This is a genomic window from Ralstonia flaminis (assembly GCF_958415495.1).
GTDB classification, from domain to species: Bacteria; Pseudomonadota; Gammaproteobacteria; order Burkholderiales; family Burkholderiaceae; genus Ralstonia; species Ralstonia flaminis.
On the sequence record NZ_CATZLL010000012.1, the window covers coordinates 66,662 to 82,487 of the forward strand.

Here is a 15,826-nt window from a genome sequence, read left to right on the forward strand (position 1 = left end):
GGCGGGGCTCAAAGCCTCGGCGACGGCGCTTAAAGCTCCAGCGTCGGAGGTCGGGAGGTCCGGCAACGCACCTCAGAGGTGCGCACGCGGGGGTTTGAGGTCCGACACCGGGGTTCAGGGCTCCGGCGACGGAGCGCAAAGCCCCGACGGTGGAGGTCCAGAGGTCCGGCGATGCACCTCGCAGGTGCGCGCGCGAGGGTTTGGGGTCCGATCACGGAGCTCAGAGCCTCGGTGACGGAACCCAGAGCTCCGGCGTCGGCGTTCCGAACCCGATCGCGCCTCAGGGCGCCTGCATGGCAAGCGTTCCCACCTCGCTGCGGAACGGAATGGAGGGCTGTGCGCCCAGCCGTGTAACCGACACCGCTGCGGCTGCCTGCCCAAACTGGATGGCCGCATTCGGCGCTGCGCCTTCGGCCAGTGCCGTGGCCAGCGCACCGACAAAGGTATCGCCGGCGGCGGTGGTATCGATAGCCAGCGCGCTGGGGGCCGGCATCAGCAGCCGTGTGGTGGCATCGACATAGGCGATGCCGCGCGCGCCCAGCGTGACGATCACGTGTTTCGCGCCCTGCGCGTGCAGGTCGGCTGCTGCATCCAGCGCGGCTTCGGGGGAATCGACGGCGCGCGCAGTCAGCAGTGCCGCTTCGGTTTCATTCGGGATCAGGTAGTCGCACGCAGCCAGCCAGGGTGTCGGCAGTGGGCCGATGGCTGGCGCCGGGTTCAGGATGACGGTCTTGCCCAGCCGCCGGCCGAGCTTGAGCGCGCATTCCACCGCATCCGGCGGGGATTCCAACTGGCAGACGACGACGCGGGCGCGCTCGAACGCTGCATGCTGTGCCTCGATCATGGCGGGCGTGAGCAATTGGTTGGCACCCGCCACGATCACGATGGTGTTCTGAGCGCTGTCGGCAACCGTCACGCAGGCGATGCCGGTGGCGGCGCCCGCGTGTACCGACACCATCGATGTCTCGACGCCTTCGCGCCGCAGGCCATCGCGCAGGGCCGTGCCATACGCGTCGTCGCCCACGCAGCCGAGCATGGCGACCTTGCCCCCCAGGCGAGCCGCAGCCACTGCCTGGTTGGCACCCTTGCCACCAGGAATCGTCTCCAAGGCGGGCGCCGCAACCGTTTGCCCAGGGCGGGGCAGACGCGGCGTGCGGATCACGAGATCCATGTTGAGGCTGCCGACGATCAGCACGTCGGCAACTGCGGAGGCGGAAGGGCGCTTGGCCACCATGGCGGACTACGTTGAGAGAGTGAGTGAATGTTCTTAAGCGGCGCGGGCCGGGCGCGCCGGCTCGGCGGTCGACTCGCGCAGCGACAGGCGCGGCGGCAGCACGATGCGGCGCGCGCGCGGTTCCTCCGCGGGGTGGCGCATGGCGGCATCAGTCAGGTGTTCGAGCAGCGTCTGCGCCGTGGTCTCGCCCAACTGGCGGATCGACTGGCCGACGGTGGACAGCGCCGGATACACGTAGCGACTGAGTTCGATGTCGTCAAAGCCGATCACGGAGAGCGCCTTCGGCACGGGAATACCCAACTCGGCCGCTGCACGCAGTGCGCCGATGCCCATCAGGTCGTTGCTGGCAAAGATGGCCGTGGGCATCTCGCCCTCGGTCAGCAGCTGGCGCGCAGCGCGGTAGCCGCCGGGGCTGGTGAAGTCGCCTTCGGCCACGCGCGCGGAAGCTTCTGGCACGCCGGCTTCGCGCAGTGCGCGGTGAAAGCCCGCCAGGCGGCCGGCCGTCACGCTCAACTCCGATGGCCCGCTGATGCAGGCAATGCGCCGGTGGCCAAGCTCCAGCAGATGCTGGGTCGCCATGTAGGCGCCCTTTTCGTGATCGACCTGCACCTGATCGGCTTGGATGCCTTCGGTGGGGCGGTCGACCATCACCACGGGCAGGGAGGATTCGCCCAGTGCTTCGACCAGTGCGTTGTCCGGGCCGGCGCTGCTGACGATGATGCCGTCCACGCGCTTCTCCATCAGCACGCGCAGGTAGTCGCGCTGCTTGCGCGGGTCGTCGTCGGAGTTGCAGAGGATGACGCTGTAGCCGGCGGCGGCACAGACGTCTTCAATGCCACGCGCCAGCTCCGCAAAGTAGGGGTTGGTGGCGGTCGGCACCAGCACGCCGATAGTGCGTGTGGTCCGGTGCTTGAGCGAGCGTGCTACCGCGCTGGGCACATAGCGTGTGGCGCGGATGGCTTCTTCCACGCGCTTGCGGGTCTCGGCGTTCACCGGCCTGGTGTTGTTGATAACGTGTGAGACGGTGGTGAACGAAACCCCGGCCAATGCGGCCACGTCCTTGATGGTTGCCATGACGATCTCCTCTGTCTCTTAGTGGTGCTTGCTACGGCCGGATTGATTGCGGCGGGTGCGATAGGTGTCCATGACCACGGCCGCAACGATGACCGCGCCCGTGATGATGCGTTTGGTGGGTTCGGAGGCGCCGATCTGTGCGAGGCCGGATTCGAGCACCGAGATGATCAGCACGCCGAACAGCGTGCGCGCGACGGAGCCGCGCCCGCCCATCAGGCTCGTGCCGCCGATCACCACGGCTGCGATCACCTGCAATTCCATGCCGACGCCCGCGTTCGGGTCCGCCGCTTCCAGGCGGGACACCTGGAACAGCGCGGCCAACCCCGACAGCAGCCCCATCAGTGCGAACACGGCAATCTTGTAGGGGCGCGGGTTCACGCCCGCCAGCCGCACGGCCTCTTCATTGGTGCCGATGGCGACCAGATAACGCCCGAACACGGTGCGCACCAGCACGATCTGGCCGATCACCGTGACGGCAATCGCAATCAGGAACGACGGCGCAATCCCCAGTGCAATCGGGTTGGCCAGCCAGTCGACCGCGCTGCCGATATAGGCGGTGCGCGAATCGGTCAGGCTGTAGGCGAGGCCACGCGCCATTTCCAGCACACCCAGCGACACGATGAACGACGGGATGCCCCAGTGCACCGTGACCGTGCCGGTTACCGCACCGGCCGCCGTTGCCACCAGAACGCCCGCCAACGCCGCCGGTAGTACGCCCCAGCCGAGCTTGGTCATGGCGACCGACAGCACCGAGGCGGCCAGCGCCAGCACCGACCCCACCGACAGATCAATGCCGCCGATCATCAGGATGAACGTCATGCCCACCGCCATCACCAGCAGATCGGGAATCTCGTTGGCGATGGTGGTGAAGGTGGGCAGCGAGAAGAACGTCGGCGACAGTGTGCCGAACAGCACAAGCATGGCGATCAGCGCGGCCAGCAGCCCGCCGATGGTGCCGAGCGACATGCCCACCGCCGCGCGCGGGTTGGTGGCCCCGGCTGTTGGCGTGTTGTCGGTACCGGCCGGCGGCAGGGTGGAATCAGAGCGCATCGGCGGTCTCCGGGGATGACTTGGGAGCGGGTGGGTTGGATTCGCCCGACTCACCAAACGCGGCCGCGAGCAGGGCATCCTGGCTCCAGCCGCCACGCTGGAAGATATGGGTGAGGCGCCCGGCCCGCATGACGCCGATGCGATCGCACAACTGCATCAGCTCGCGCAGATCGCTGGACACCACGACGAGCGCCTTGCCACGTGCAGCCAGCGCGTCGAGCAGGGCGTAGATGTCGAATTTGGCGCCCACGTCCACGCCACGCGTCGGTTCGTCGAACAGCAGCACCGGGGTGTCGCGCTCCAGCCAGCGGGCAATCGCCACCTTCTGCTGATTGCCGCCGGAGAGTTCGCCTACCGGTTGCTCGGGCCCTGCGCAGCGGATGCGCAGGGCGTCGATGTGCCGCTGTGCCAGCGCGCGTTCGCGCGCAGGCTGCAGCCAGCCGCGCGTGGTCACGCCTGGCATGTTGCCCAGTGCGATGTTGGTTGCAATCGGTAGGCCTAGCATCAGGCCCTCGTCCTTGCGGTCTTCGGTGAGCAGGCTGATGCCCTGGCGCACCGCGTCGCCAGGTGATTGGATACGCACTGGCTTGAGCGGCGAGCCGGCTTCGATGGTGCCCGCATCCGCGCGGTCCGCGCCGAAGATCAGGCGTAACAACTCGGTACGTCCCGCGCCCACCAGTCCGGCAATGCCAAAGATTTCGCCCGGCGCCACCTCGAACGACACCTCGCGCACTGCCGGCGCGCGCGTGAGCCCTGTCACGCGCAGGGCAGGGGAGCCGTCGCCCTGCCAGGGTTCGCGTGCGGCACGCTCGCCTTCGGACGAGGCGGTGATGTCCCGTCCGACCATCGCCTGGATCAGCGCATCTTGCGTGACGGTAGCCGCCGGTGCGTCGGTCATCAGCTTGCCGTCACGCAGTACGACGATGCGGTCGGCAATGCGGGCGAGTTCATCCAGCCGGTGTGAGATGTAGATGATTGCCACGCCCTCGCGGCGCAGCGCGTCGATCCGCGTGAACAGCGTCGCGCTTTCGTGCGCGCTCAGCATGGCGGTCGGCTCGTCGAGGATCAGCACGCGGCAGGCGCTGGCCAGTGCGCGGGCAATCTCGATCATCTGCCGGTGGCCGATGCCGAGCGTGTCTACGGGGGTCCACGGATCGAGCTCCAGCCCGACGCGCGCCAGTGCCTGCTCGGCCTGGTGGCGCAGGGTGGGGCGGTCGACAAAGCCCAGCCGGTGCGGCAATTGGCCAAGGAACAGGTTTTCGGCCACCGTGAGCGTCGGCACCATGCTCAGCTCCTGCAGCACCATGCGCACGCCCAGCGCTTCCGCCGCGCTGCGCGAAGCGGGTGCGTACATCGAACCCGCCAGCGTCATCGAACCGGATGTTGCCGTCTCCAGCCCGCAGAGGATCTTGGAGAGCGTGCTCTTGCCGGCGCCGTTCTCGCCCGTGAGCGCAAGCACCTCGCCCGCGTGCACGTCGAGATCGATCTCGCGCAGCACGGGGGCGGCGTAGTGCTTGCTGATGGCGGACGCACGCAGTAGCAGCGGGCGCGGTTCGTAGGCTGCAGACATGGCTGGCGGCGGCTTGCCTGTCGATCGGGTCAGGGGGTCAGGTGCGCGTGACGAGGTTGACCGGCGTTTCAACCACGCCCGACAACTTCGCCTGCGGCGTCTTGGCGGCCAGGGCCTTCAGGGCGGTTTCGATGCCATAGACGGCTTGCTGGTCGGCGTGCTGGTCTGCCGTGGCCACCACGCGCCCGTCGGCCAGCATGGCCTTGATGGCGTCGATGTTGTCGTAGCCGCCAATCAGTACCTTGCCCAGCTTGCCCGCCGCACGCACGGCCGATACGGCGCCGATCGCCATGTTGTCGTTGCCGCACAGCAGAGCCTTGAGGTCCGGCTGTGCACGCAGCATGGCGGCGGCCACCTTGTTGCCCTTGTCGATTTCCCACTCGCCCGATTGCACGCTGGCGATCTTCAGCTTGGCGGCCTCGGCAGCGTCCTTGAAGCCGGCGGTGCGCTGCTGGGCGTTGGTGGTGGTCGGAATGCCTTCGATGATGCCCACCTCGTCGCCCGGCTTGAGCCCCTTGGCGACGAAGTCACCGACCAGGCGCGCACCCTTGCGGTTATCCGGGCCCACGAAGGGCACGTTCAGGCCCTTTTCCTTGAGTGCGGCCGGGTCCAGCCGGTTGTCGATATTGATGACGAGGATGCCCGCGTCCACTGCCTTCTTGACCACGGGCACCATCGCCTTGGAATCGGCCGGCGCCAGCACCAGTGCATCCACGCGCGCGACGATCATCTGCTCGACCAAGCGGATCTGGCCGCCGGTATCGGTTTCGTCGCGGATGCCGTTGGTCAGCAGCGCGTACTCCGAGGCGTGGGCTTTCTGATGGGCCCGTGCGCCGTTCTCCATGGTCAGGAAGAACTCGTTGGCCAGCGACTTCATCACCAGTGCCACCTTGGGTGGCTGATTGGCGGCGCGCGCCAGCGAGGATTGGAAGATGAGCGGCAGGGGCAGGGCAAGGGCTACAGCAGAGCCCGCGCCAATTTGCAGGGCGCGGCGACGGCGGATATCCATGGTGTCTCCTCCAGGAAGGGGGCCTGTCTGGGGCTGGGGTGGAGGCGGTTGTCGTTGCCCGAAGAATCGTAAGCCAATCCTAAGGGCAATCGCACCGCGTCATTCGCAAACGTTTGCGTATTTAACAGTCTCGACGGGCGCGTAGCAAAAGTCAATGAATTTAGGTTGTCTACTGCATAAGGAAAAACCCGCAGTGGTGCCGCTTCGCGCATCGCGCTAGCAAGGTGCGGTGCAGGAGCGGTGAGATAGCCCTACCCGATGTGGTTGATTGTTTTAGTCCACAATACGGCCTGCCGCGCGGTTGCCCACCCAGGTGGGATCAGCAAATCCCCTTGCTGCGACGCGGAATCCCCCGACACCTTAGTTGACCGATTTTGTCGGGTTCCTTTATACTTGAGCAAAACGATCAGGTATTTCCCCGACGCCATGAGATTGACCACCAAAGGCCGCTTTGCGGTCACCGCCATGATTGACTTGGCGCTGCGCCAAGAGCAAGGTCCGGTCACGCTGGCTGGCATCAGCCAACGTCAGAAGATTTCGCTGTCGTACCTTGAGCAACTGTTCGGCAAACTGCGCCGCCACGAAATCGTGGAGAGCGTGCGTGGCCCGGGCGGCGGCTACAGCCTCGCGCGCCGTGCAGACGACGTCACGGTTGCCGACATCATCATCGCCGTGGATGAGCCCCTTGATGCCACCCAGTGCGGCGGCAAGGGCAATTGCGGCGGCGAGGATCATGCTGGGCACCCCGGGCACGGTCGCTGCATGACGCACGACCTGTGGGCCACGCTCAACCAGAAGATGGTCGAGTACCTCGATTCGGTGTCGCTGCAGAACCTGGTCGACCAGCAGCGCGAACGCCAGCCCGAAGTGATTCAGGACATGCGTGAAGCGCGTCCTGCACGTCGCGAACGGTCGCCGGCCCGTGCCCGCGCCGTTGATGCGCCGGCCACGTCGGTGGCCGCCGAGCCGGTCAAGCGTGCACCGCTGGTCAACTCCGTTTTCAGTCTGGCGCAGTCGTGATTGCGTCAGCGTGAGGTCTGGCCATGACGCCAGCCCCACATGTAGAACATCGCCCCCCACACAAGGCAGACAAGATATGAGCACCCTGCAACTTCCCATCTACATGGACTATTCCGCGACGACGCCGGTGGATCCGCGCGTGGTCGACAAGATGATCCCGTACCTGCGTGAGAGCTTCGGCAACCCGGCCTCGCGCAGCCATCCGTTTGGCTGGGAAGCCGAGAAGGCCGTCGAGACCGCACGCGAGCAGGTTGCCGCGCTGGTGAACGCTGACCCGCGCGAGATCGTGTGGACGTCTGGCGCTACCGAGTCCAACAACCTGGCGATCAAGGGCGCGGCCAATTTCTACAGCAGCAAGGGCAAGCACATCATCACCGTCAAGACCGAGCACAAGGCTGTGCTGGACACGACGCGTGAGCTGGAGCGCCAAGGCTTTGAAGTCACGTACCTGGATGTGAAGGACAACGGTCTGATCGACATCGAGGTCTTCAAGCAGGCCATCCGCCCCGACACCATCCTCGCTTCCGTGATGATGGTGAACAACGAGATCGGCGTCATTCAGGACATCGAGCAGCTCGGCGAGATCTGCCGTGAGAAGGGTGTGATCTTCCACGTGGATGCCGCACAGGCCACGGGCAAGGTGGGTATCGACCTGCAGAAGCTGAAGGTCGACCTGATGTCGTTCTCGGCGCACAAGACGTATGGGCCAAAGGGTATCGGCGCGCTGTACGTGCGTCGCAAGCCGCGTATCCGTATCGAAGCGCAGATGCACGGCGGCGGTCACGAACGCGGCATGCGTTCGGGCACGCTGGCTACGCACCAGATCGTCGGCATGGGCGAAGCCTTCCGCATTGCCAAGGAAGAAATGGCCACCGAGAACGAGCGCATCCGCATGCTGCGCGATCGCCTGTACCAAGGCCTGAACACCATGGAAGAGGTGTACGTGAACGGCGACATGGAACACCGTGTGCCGCACAACCTGAACATCAGCTTCAACTTTGTGGAAGGTGAGTCGCTGATCATGGCGATCAAGGACGTTGCCGTGTCGTCGGGTTCGGCTTGCACGTCGGCCTCGCTGGAGCCCTCGTACGTGCTGCGTGCCCTGGGCCGCAACGACGAACTGGCCCACAGCTCGATCCGCTTCACGGTGGGCCGCTTCACTACGGAAGAAGAAGTCGACTACGTGATCCAACTGCTCAAGGGCAAGATCGACAAGCTGCGCGACCTGTCTCCGCTGTGGGAGATGTACAAGGACGGCGTGGATCTGAACAGCATTCAATGGGCGGCGCACTAAGCGCGGCGTTTGACGGACAACGGATAGCGGCGCCTCTCGCGCCAGCCAACGATTGAAAGAGGTGTGAAATGTCTTACAGCAACCAGGTTCTGGATCACTACGAAAACCCGCGCAACGTCGGCTCCTTCGAGAAGGGCGACGACACGGTCGGCACCGGCATGGTCGGCGCGCCGGCTTGCGGCGACGTGATGAAGCTGCAGATCAAGGTGAACGAGCAAGGCGTGATTGAAGACGCCAAGTTCAAGACCTACGGCTGCGGCTCGGCCATCGCTTCGTCGTCGCTGGTGACGGAGTGGGTGAAGGGCAAGACGCTGGACCAAGCGCTGGAGATCCGCAATACGCAGATCGCTGAAGAACTGGCGCTGCCGCCGGTGAAGATCCACTGCTCGATCCTGGCTGAGGACGCCATCAAGGCGGCCGTGGCCGACTACAAGGAAAAGCACGGCACCGCCGAGCAGAAGGCTGCTTAAGCCGCGCATCCAGCATCAATAGAAAGGACGCAGCATGATCACCCTGACCGACAAGGCCGCGCAACACGTTTCCCGCTACCTTGCCCGCCGTGGCAAGGGCGTGGGCCTGCGCCTGGGCGTGAAGACCACGGGTTGCTCGGGCCTAGCCTACAAGCTCGAATATGCGGACGAGATTGCCGCGGAAGACCAGGTGTTCGAATCCAACGGCATCAAGGTGATCGTCGATCCGAAGAGCCTGCCGTACATCGATGGCACCGAGCTGGACTTCGCGCGCGAAGGGCTGAATGAAGGCTTCCGCTTCAATAACCCGAACGTGAAGGACGAGTGCGGTTGCGGCGAGTCGTTCCGCGTTTGAGCGCGCGCGGCCGAGTGAGTTGAAGCAGGCGATTGTCGGTTTCGAGCGGGACGAGGAAGGCCACTGGGTCGCCCGTCTCGCTTGCGGGCACGGGCAACATATGCGCCACGATCCGCCCTGGCAGCAACGGCCCTGGACTGAAACCGAGGCAGGGCGTGCCAGCAAAATCGGCGTGGTGGTGGAGTGCCTGAAGTGCGATCGGGGCGAGCCGATCGAGTAAGCAACACAACGGCGGCGCGGCCGCTTTTTTTATTCATGAACGTCAGCGATACGCATTTCTCCTTGTTCGGTTTGCCCGAGGATTTCGAGGTCAACGAAGACGCGTTGAACGCTGCGTACCGCACCGTGCAATCGCAGGCGCATCCTGATCGCTACGCGCACGCAGGTGACGCCGAGCGCCGCGTTGCCATGCAGTGGGCCACGCGCGCCAACGAGGCGTATCAGACGCTGCGTGATCCGCTCAAGCGCGCCACCTATTTGCTGCATTTGAAGGGCATCGACGTGCAGGCAGAGAACAACACCGCCATGCCGCCCGCGTTTCTGCTGCAGCAGATGGAGTGGCGTGAATCGCTGGGCGACGCCAAGGCAGCGCGTGACGTTGATGCGTTGGATGCATTGCTTGGCATGCTGCGCAAGGAAAAGCGTGTGCGCTACGCTGCGCTGGCAGGGTTGCTCAACGGTGACGGCAACAGTGTCGCTGCCGCAGATGCCGTCCGCCAGTTGATGTTCATTGAAAAGATCGAGCGCGACACTGCCGAGGCAATCGACCGGCTGGACGACTAAAACACAGAATTTGCGACAATGGCGGGTTGCCGAGGCCGGCATCCTGCGACTTCCGCGCAATCGAGACATCCCATGGCTTTACTGCAGATTTCCGAACCCGGCGAATCGCCCGCACCGCACCAACGCCGTCTGGCGGTAGGCATCGACCTGGGCACGACCAACTCGCTGGTAGCGTCCGTGCGCAGCAGTGTGCCGGAAGTGTTGCCCGATGATCAGGGCCGCCCGCTGCTGCCATCCGTGGTGCGCTATCTGCCCGCCGGCGGCGCACATATCGGCTACAAGGCCCAGGCCGAAGCCGTGCGCGATCCGAAGAACACCATCATCTCGGTCAAGCGCTTCATGGGTCGCGGCCTGAAGGACGTCGCCCACATCGAGAACACCCCCTACGACTTTGTCGACGCGCCCGGCATGGTGCAGTTGAAGACCGTGGCCGGTGTGAAGAGCCCGGTGGAAGTGTCGGCGGAGATTCTTGCCACGCTGCGCCAGCGCGCGGAAGACACACTCGGCGACGAGCTGGTTGGGGCGGTGATTACTGTGCCGGCGTACTTTGACGACGCACAGCGTCAAGCCACCAAGGACGCCGCCAAGCTGGCCGGCCTGAACGTGCTGCGCCTGCTGAACGAGCCGACCGCTGCCGCCATTGCCTATGGCCTGGACAACGCGGCCGAGGGTGTCTACGCCGTGTACGACCTGGGTGGGGGCACGTTTGATATCTCCGTGCTCAAGCTCACCAAGGGCGTGTTCGAGGTGATGTCCACCGGCGGCGACTCGGCGCTGGGTGGTGATGACTTCGACCAGCGCATCGTCTGCTGGATCGTCGAGCAAGCCGGCCTGCAGCCGCTGTCTGCCGAAGACACCCGCCTGCTGCTGAACAAGGCGCGCGCCGCCAAGGAATGGCTCTCCACCGCCGACAGCACCGAGATCGACGCGATGCTCTCCACAGGCGAGACCGTGCACCTCGTGCTGAGCGCCGAGACCTTCGCCGAGCTGACCGCCAATCTCGTGCAGAAGACGCTGGGGCCGGTGCGCCGTGCGCTGCGCGACGCGGGCGTCACCGTGGACGAGGTCAAGGGCGTGGTGCTGGTGGGCGGCGCGACCCGCATGCCCATCATCCGCCGTGCCGTGGGCCAACTGTTCGGCCGTACGCCGCTCACCAACCTTGACCCGGATCAGGTGGTCGCCATCGGCGCGGCCATGCAGGCCAACCTGCTGGCCGGCAACCGCGCACCGGGCGAAGACTGGCTGCTGCTCGACGTGATCCCGCTGTCGTTGGGCGTTGAAACGATGGGCGGTCTGGTCGAGAAGATCATCCCGCGCAACAGCACGATTCCCGTGGCGCGCGCACAGGAATTCACCACCTTCAAGGATGGCCAGACGGCCATGGCGATTCACGTGCTGCAGGGCGAGCGCGAACTGGCGAGCGATTGCCGCTCGCTGGCGCGCTTCGAGCTGCGCGGCATTCCGCCGATGGTGGCGGGCGCGGCGCGCATCCGCGTGACGTATCAGGTGGACGCCGATGGCCTGCTGTCGGTCTCCGCACGCGAGACGGTCTCTGGCGTGGAAGCATCGATTATCGTGAAGCCGTCGTATGGCCTGGGCGATGACGACATCGCCCGCATGCTGCAAGAGGGCTTCCAGTCTGCAGAAGACGACATGCGCCGCCGCGCGCTGGCCGAAGAGCGCGTCGAAGGCGAACGCCTGCTCGAAGCACTGACGCATGCGTTGGAGGCCGACGGCGATCTGCTTTCGGCTGACGAACGCGCCGCCATCGACACTGAAATCGCCGCGCTACGCACCACCATCCAGGGCGAGGATCACCGCGCCATCAAGGACGCCGTGGATGCGCTGTCGCACGCCACCGACGAGTTCGCCGCGCGCCGCATGGACCGCGGCATCCGCCGCGCGCTGGCCGGCAAACGTATCGAGGAGCTCGGCTGATTGCCGATTGCGTCACCCAACACACCCATCGAACGAGTTTCTTCATGCCCCAAATCGTTGTCCTTCCTCACGTCGAATACTGCCCGGAAGGGGCCGTGATCGAAGCCAAGACCGGCACAACCATCTGCGACGCACTGCTGGGCGCGGATATCGAGATCGAGCACGCCTGCGAAAAGTCGTGTGCCTGCACCACCTGCCACGTGATCGTGCGTGAGGGCTTCAACTCGCTGGACGAAGCCACCGAGAAGGAAGAAGACCTGCTCGACAAGGCCTGGGGCCTGGAGCCGAACTCGCGCCTGTCGTGCCAGGCCAAGGTGACGGACGAAGACCTCACCATCGAGATCCCGAAGTACACCATCAACCACGCCAAGGAAAACCACTGAGCCGCGTGGCCGGTGGTGGAAGGGAGCACCCATCATGAAATGGAACGACATCCAGCAGATCGCGGAAGCGCTGTACGACACCTACCCCGACGTCGACCCGACGAAACTGAACTTTGTCGATCTGCACAACAAGGTGGTCGGCCTGGACGGGTTTGACGACGACCACAAGCGTGGTGGCGAGAAATTCCTGGAAGCGATCCAGCAAGCATGGATTGACGAGGCGGAGTAAGCGCGTCGTTCATATAACGCGCACGCATGAAAAAACCGGCCCGAAAGGCCGGTTTTCTTTTGGCGCGGAGGTAGCGGCGAATCAGCCTGCTACCAGCGTGCCGTTCTCGATGTGCACGCGGTCACCCGACTGGAAGCCCGGCGCAGCCTTGTAGGTGAAGCTGCGGTTTGTGCCGTTGTCCATGTGCACGTTCACGCGGTATTGCGTATCGCGGCTGTAGTGGTTTTCTGCCACGTGGCCGGCGTAACCGCCACCCAGCGCACCGGCAACCGTGGCCAACGTGCGGCCATTGCCGCGGCCCACTTGGTTGCCCAGCAGGCCACCCACCACGGCACCACCGATCGCGCCGAGGCCCGTTTCCTTGCCTTGTGTGGTGATGGGCGTGATTGATGTCACGCGGCCGGCGTAGGGGCTTGCCGACTGGCGTGGCTGCGTTTGCGTATAGCTCGGGCTGGTCGACGGAGCACGTTCAGCATAAGAGGGCTCACGCGCCTGTGCCGGGGCTGGCGCCACGTTCTGGGTAGGGTAGGGCGCCGCCTGATTCGGCTGGGTCGTCTGGCCCGGTGCTGCCAGGGCCAGCGGCGCGGAAGCGCCCGGCGTTGCCGTGGCCGATTGTGCGGCGACGTTCGGATCCGTGCTGCCCTGCGTGGCCTTCGATGTCGGCAGCACGCCGGTGATGGCAGCCACTGCCGTCAGGCTGGCGATGATTACGGCAACGGCGGCCGTGGTCATCAGCGGGTGCATACGGCGCGAATTGGGCGTCGGGGTGACTTGGCCCGGCGACGTGCCGCCGTACGGTTGACCTTGGTTCGGTTGAATGCTGTTGTTCATCATCGTTCTCCTGCGGCCATGATCGTTGGTGATCGCTTTGGCCCTTCGATGATCACAGTGTGGTCTATCGCCCAAATGGATGCCGTTTTAATTTGTAAGCATCTGTAGCTCGGTTTTGTTATGAAAAATCAGTGACTTAGCGATTGTTGATACACATTGTGAAGCCAGGGGGATGTTACAAATCGCGGGGGAGGCGCGGGATTTTCGCCTCGTGTGGTCAAGAAAAAACGCCCTCGAAGGGGCGTTTTTTCAGTCAGGACAACCGGACGGTCAGTCTTCGCGGCGCAGGTGCGGGAAGAGGATCACGTCGCGGATGTTCGGGCTGTCAGTCAGCAGCATGACCAAGCGGTCGATACCAATGCCGCAGCCGCCGGTCGGGGGCATGCCGTATTCCAGCGCGCGGATGTAATCAGCGTCGTAGAACATGGCTTCTTCGTCACCGGCATCCTTCTGCTCGACTTGCTTGCGGAAGCGCTCGGCCTGGTCTTCCGGGTCGTTCAGCTCGGAGAAGCCATTGGCGATTTCGCGGCCGGTGATGAACAGCTCGAAGCGCTCTGTGATGCCCGGCAGCGTGTCGGAGCCGCGCGCCAGCGGCGACACTTCCACCGGGTAGTCGATGATGAAGGTCGGCTCCCACAGTTGCGACTCTGCCGTCTCCTCAAACAGCACGAGCTGCAGCGTGCCCACACCGGCGTTCAGGAACTGCGGCGCGTTGGTGTCGATCTTGAACTTCTTGAGTTCGGCGCGCAGGAAGTCGACATCAGCCAGTTGCGCGTCGGTGTATTGCGGCGCGTATTTCTGGATGGCCTGGCAGATCGTCAGGCGATGGAACGGCTTGGCCAGATCCAGCTCACGGCCCTGGTAGGTCAGGGTAGCGGTGCCCGAAGCGTCGATGGCGGCCTGGCGGATCAGGTTCTCGGTGAAGTCCATCAGCCAGCGGTAGTCCGTGTAGGCCGCGTAGAACTCCATCATCGTGAACTCGGGGTTGTGGCGCGGGCTCACCCCTTCGTTACGGAAGTTGCGGTTGATCTCGTACACGCGCTCAAAGCCGCCCACGATCAGGCGCTTGAGGTAGAGCTCCGGCGCGATGCGCAGGAACATCTGCATGTCCAGCGCGTTGTGGTGCGTGATGAACGGCTTGGCTGCGGCGCCGCCCGGAATCGGGTGCAGCATCGGCGTCTCCACCTCCATGAAGCCGTTGCCGGCCATGAAGTTGCGCAGCGAGGCCATGGCCTTGGTGCGGGCGCGGAAGGTGTCGCGCGTCTCCTTCGAGACGATCAGGTCGACATAGCGCTGGCGGTACTTTTGCTCCTGGTCGGCCAGGCCGTAGTAGTCGCCCGGCAGCGGACGCAGGCTCTTGGAGAGCAGGCGCAGTTCCGTCACGGCCACCGACAGTTCGCCGGTCTTGGTCTTCATCAGTGTGCCGCGGGCGGCCACGATGTCGCCCAGGTCCCATTTCTTGAAGCTGGCGTAGACGTCTTCGCCCACCGCGTCGCGGCTGATGTAGAACTGGATGCGGTCGGTGGCGTCCTGCACGGTGGCAAAGCTGGCCTTGCCCATCACGCGCTTGAGCATCATGCGGCCGGCGATGGCTACTTGCACCGGCTCGGCTTCCAGCGCGGTCTGTTCTAGCTCGCGGTACTTGGCTTGCAGGTCGGCAGCGTGGTGCGTCGGGCGGAAATCGTTGGGGAAGGCGACGCCTTGCTGGCGGATCTCTGCCAGCTTCTCGCGGCGCTCGGCGATGATCTTGTTGTCATCCTGCGCGGGCACGGCGTTCGATTCGGCCGGGTTGTTCTGTTCGGTCATGGTGGTGATGAGAGGAAAGTCGTGTCAGGCGTGGTTGCGCAGGTCGTCTAGCTCGGTCGCGCCAAAATCGGGGCGGACGAGGTAGGCGGCGATGCGCATGGCGGCGTCTTGCGGCGAGACCAGCTCGCCATGTGCGTGCAGATCGCGGAAGCGCTGCACGCCGGCAAAGTCGGCGCCACGGATGGTGCGTTGCATATCGGTGTCGATCACGCCCGGGGCCAGCGCCACGGCGCGCACGCTGGCGTCGCCGTCGGCGTTGAGCGCGCGCACGAACATGTCGAGCCCGGCCTTGCCCGTGCAGTACGCAGCCCAGCCGGCGATCGGCCGGCGCGCAGCGCCCGACGAGATCGCCAGCACGCGGCGCTGTGCATTCCACGCGGCGGTGCCGCGTAGCAGGGCAGCGGTCAGCGCCATCGGGCCGGCCAGGTTCAATTGCAGATGCGATAGCAGCGTGTCTGCACGCAGCGTGTCGATGGTGCCGATCGGTTCGACTGCGCCGGCGTTGAGTACCAGCGTCACGTTCTTGTGGGCGGGCAGGGCGGCCAGCGTCTTGGTCATCCAGGCCTCGGCGGCGTGCGCGTCGGACAGATCGAGTTGGTACCAGTCGAGCGCAACGCCAGCGGCAGCCGCCTGCGCGCGCAACTCAGCGTTGTCACCGCGCGCCACGCAGATGAGGCGGTTTCCCGGCTGCATCAGCGCCTGGGCCAGCGCGGCGCCCAGGCCGCGCGAGGCACCGGTCAGGATGAACAGGGACGTGTCGGCCATGATGATCGGCTCCGT

The 15,826-nt window shown here is 65.0% G+C and carries 17 protein-coding genes; 9 read left to right on the forward strand and 8 right to left on the reverse strand.

From position 1 onward, the window contains the following. Positions 1 to 280 precede the first annotated feature (280 nt). From rbsK to R2N11_RS18160, 5 genes are read right to left on the reverse strand one after another with little or no spacing between them, the layout of a single operon-like run. A complete protein-coding gene (rbsK, locus tag R2N11_RS18140) occupies positions 281 to 1,234 on the reverse strand; it encodes a ribokinase (RefSeq protein WP_199032897.1) in 954 nt (317 codons plus the stop codon). Between the two features lie 33 nt (positions 1,235 to 1,267). Beyond that, complete coding sequence (locus R2N11_RS18145) at positions 1,268 to 2,308, reverse strand: LacI family DNA-binding transcriptional regulator (RefSeq protein WP_199032896.1); 1,041 nt, start codon at positions 2,306 to 2,308, stop codon at positions 1,268 to 1,270. Between the two features lie 18 nt (positions 2,309 to 2,326). Beyond that, entirely contained in the window at positions 2,327 to 3,358 is a 1,032-nt protein-coding gene (locus R2N11_RS18150) for an ABC transporter permease (protein ID WP_316681887.1), read from the reverse strand. Next, positions 3,348 to 4,928 (reverse strand): sugar ABC transporter ATP-binding protein, encoded by a 1,581-nt coding sequence (locus R2N11_RS18155; RefSeq protein ID WP_316681888.1) that lies wholly within the window; start codon positions 4,926 to 4,928, stop codon positions 3,348 to 3,350. The genes R2N11_RS18150 and R2N11_RS18155 overlap by 11 nt, the downstream gene beginning before the upstream one ends. Positions 4,929 to 4,965: 37 nt before the next feature. Next, positions 4,966 to 5,937, reverse strand: a complete 972-nt coding sequence (locus R2N11_RS18160; RefSeq protein WP_316681889.1) for a sugar ABC transporter substrate-binding protein — start codon at positions 5,935 to 5,937, stop codon at positions 4,966 to 4,968. 426 nt (positions 5,938 to 6,363) lie between these two features. On the opposite strand from R2N11_RS18160, the gene iscR reads away from it, so the two are divergent. From iscR to iscX, 9 genes are all read left to right on the forward strand, one after another. Next, positions 6,364 to 6,957, forward strand: coding sequence for a Fe-S cluster assembly transcriptional regulator IscR (gene iscR / locus R2N11_RS18165; RefSeq protein ID WP_199031842.1), 594 nt, complete (start codon positions 6,364 to 6,366; stop codon positions 6,955 to 6,957). A 76-nt stretch (positions 6,958 to 7,033) separates the two neighbouring features. Continuing rightward, positions 7,034 to 8,251, forward strand: coding sequence for an IscS subfamily cysteine desulfurase (locus R2N11_RS18170; protein ID WP_316681890.1), 1,218 nt, complete (start codon positions 7,034 to 7,036; stop codon positions 8,249 to 8,251). A gap of 68 nt (positions 8,252 to 8,319) precedes the next feature. Beyond that, positions 8,320 to 8,721 carry a Fe-S cluster assembly scaffold IscU gene (iscU, locus tag R2N11_RS18175; protein WP_064804064.1) on the forward strand — a complete coding sequence of 134 codons (402 nt, stop codon included), beginning with the start codon at positions 8,320 to 8,322 and terminating at the stop codon, positions 8,719 to 8,721. A gap of 34 nt (positions 8,722 to 8,755) precedes the next feature. Further along, positions 8,756 to 9,076: an iron-sulfur cluster assembly protein IscA gene (gene iscA / locus R2N11_RS18180; RefSeq protein ID WP_199031840.1), complete on the forward strand. Its 321-nt coding sequence runs from the start codon at positions 8,756 to 8,758 to the stop codon at positions 9,074 to 9,076. A gap of 19 nt (positions 9,077 to 9,095) precedes the next feature. Then, on the forward strand, positions 9,096 to 9,296 hold the full coding sequence (locus R2N11_RS18185; RefSeq protein WP_316681892.1) for a DUF3565 domain-containing protein: 201 nt from the start codon (positions 9,096 to 9,098) through the stop codon (positions 9,294 to 9,296). Between the two features lie 35 nt (positions 9,297 to 9,331). Beyond that, complete coding sequence (gene hscB, locus R2N11_RS18190) at positions 9,332 to 9,859, forward strand: Fe-S protein assembly co-chaperone HscB (RefSeq protein ID WP_316681893.1); 528 nt, start codon at positions 9,332 to 9,334, stop codon at positions 9,857 to 9,859. A gap of 72 nt (positions 9,860 to 9,931) precedes the next feature. Continuing rightward, positions 9,932 to 11,797 (forward strand): Fe-S protein assembly chaperone HscA, encoded by a 1,866-nt coding sequence (gene hscA, locus R2N11_RS18195; RefSeq protein WP_316681894.1) that lies wholly within the window; start codon positions 9,932 to 9,934, stop codon positions 11,795 to 11,797. A gap of 44 nt (positions 11,798 to 11,841) precedes the next feature. Continuing rightward, positions 11,842 to 12,180 carry an ISC system 2Fe-2S type ferredoxin gene (fdx, locus tag R2N11_RS18200; RefSeq protein WP_199031836.1) on the forward strand — a complete coding sequence of 113 codons (339 nt, stop codon included), beginning with the start codon at positions 11,842 to 11,844 and terminating at the stop codon, positions 12,178 to 12,180. A 34-nt stretch (positions 12,181 to 12,214) separates the two neighbouring features. After that, positions 12,215 to 12,409, forward strand: coding sequence for a Fe-S cluster assembly protein IscX (gene iscX / locus R2N11_RS18205; protein WP_199031835.1), 195 nt, complete (start codon positions 12,215 to 12,217; stop codon positions 12,407 to 12,409). Positions 12,410 to 12,490: 81 nt separating this feature from the next. On the opposite strand, the gene R2N11_RS18210 is transcribed toward iscX, so the two are convergent. The 3 genes from R2N11_RS18210 to R2N11_RS18220 form a co-directional block, all read right to left on the reverse strand. Further along, on the reverse strand, positions 12,491 to 13,240 hold the full coding sequence (locus R2N11_RS18210; protein WP_316681963.1) for a glycine zipper 2TM domain-containing protein: 750 nt from the start codon (positions 13,238 to 13,240) through the stop codon (positions 12,491 to 12,493). A gap of 270 nt (positions 13,241 to 13,510) precedes the next feature. Continuing rightward, positions 13,511 to 15,046, reverse strand: a complete 1,536-nt coding sequence (gene lysS / locus R2N11_RS18215) for a lysine--tRNA ligase (protein WP_316681895.1) — start codon at positions 15,044 to 15,046, stop codon at positions 13,511 to 13,513. Positions 15,047 to 15,070: 24 nt separating this feature from the next. Beyond that, positions 15,071 to 15,811 (reverse strand): SDR family oxidoreductase, encoded by a 741-nt coding sequence (locus R2N11_RS18220; RefSeq protein ID WP_199031833.1) that lies wholly within the window; start codon positions 15,809 to 15,811, stop codon positions 15,071 to 15,073. Positions 15,812 to 15,826 lie beyond the last annotated feature (15 nt).

Excerpts from the sequence above, each read along its gene's own strand:
- R2N11_RS18210 (WP_316681963.1), bottom strand. The coding sequence starts at position 13,240 with ATGAACAACAGCATTCAACCGAACCAAGGTCAACCGTACGGCGGCACG.
- iscU (WP_064804064.1), top strand. The coding sequence starts at position 8,320 with ATGTCTTACAGCAACCAGGTTCTGGATCACTACGAAAACCCGCGCAAC.
- R2N11_RS18150 (WP_316681887.1), bottom strand. The coding sequence starts at position 3,358 with ATGCGCTCTGATTCCACCCTGCCGCCGGCCGGTACCGACAACACGCCA.
- fdx (WP_199031836.1), top strand. The coding sequence starts at position 11,842 with ATGCCCCAAATCGTTGTCCTTCCTCACGTCGAATACTGCCCGGAAGGG.
- R2N11_RS18155 (WP_316681888.1), bottom strand. The coding sequence starts at position 4,928 with ATGTCTGCAGCCTACGAACCGCGCCCGCTGCTACTGCGTGCGTCCGCC.
- R2N11_RS18160 (WP_316681889.1), bottom strand. The coding sequence starts at position 5,937 with ATGGATATCCGCCGTCGCCGCGCCCTGCAAATTGGCGCGGGCTCTGCT.
- hscB (WP_316681893.1), top strand. The coding sequence starts at position 9,332 with ATGAACGTCAGCGATACGCATTTCTCCTTGTTCGGTTTGCCCGAGGAT.
- R2N11_RS18170 (WP_316681890.1), top strand. The coding sequence starts at position 7,034 with ATGAGCACCCTGCAACTTCCCATCTACATGGACTATTCCGCGACGACG.
- lysS (WP_316681895.1), bottom strand. The coding sequence starts at position 15,046 with ATGACCGAACAGAACAACCCGGCCGAATCGAACGCCGTGCCCGCGCAG.
- iscX (WP_199031835.1), top strand. The coding sequence starts at position 12,215 with ATGAAATGGAACGACATCCAGCAGATCGCGGAAGCGCTGTACGACACC.
- rbsK (WP_199032897.1), bottom strand. The coding sequence starts at position 1,234 with ATGGTGGCCAAGCGCCCTTCCGCCTCCGCAGTTGCCGACGTGCTGATC.
- R2N11_RS18220 (WP_199031833.1), bottom strand. The coding sequence starts at position 15,811 with ATGGCCGACACGTCCCTGTTCATCCTGACCGGTGCCTCGCGCGGCCTG.
- iscA (WP_199031840.1), top strand. The coding sequence starts at position 8,756 with ATGATCACCCTGACCGACAAGGCCGCGCAACACGTTTCCCGCTACCTT.
- R2N11_RS18145 (WP_199032896.1), bottom strand. The coding sequence starts at position 2,308 with ATGGCAACCATCAAGGACGTGGCCGCATTGGCCGGGGTTTCGTTCACC.
- hscA (WP_316681894.1), top strand. The coding sequence starts at position 9,932 with ATGGCTTTACTGCAGATTTCCGAACCCGGCGAATCGCCCGCACCGCAC.
- iscR (WP_199031842.1), top strand. The coding sequence starts at position 6,364 with ATGAGATTGACCACCAAAGGCCGCTTTGCGGTCACCGCCATGATTGAC.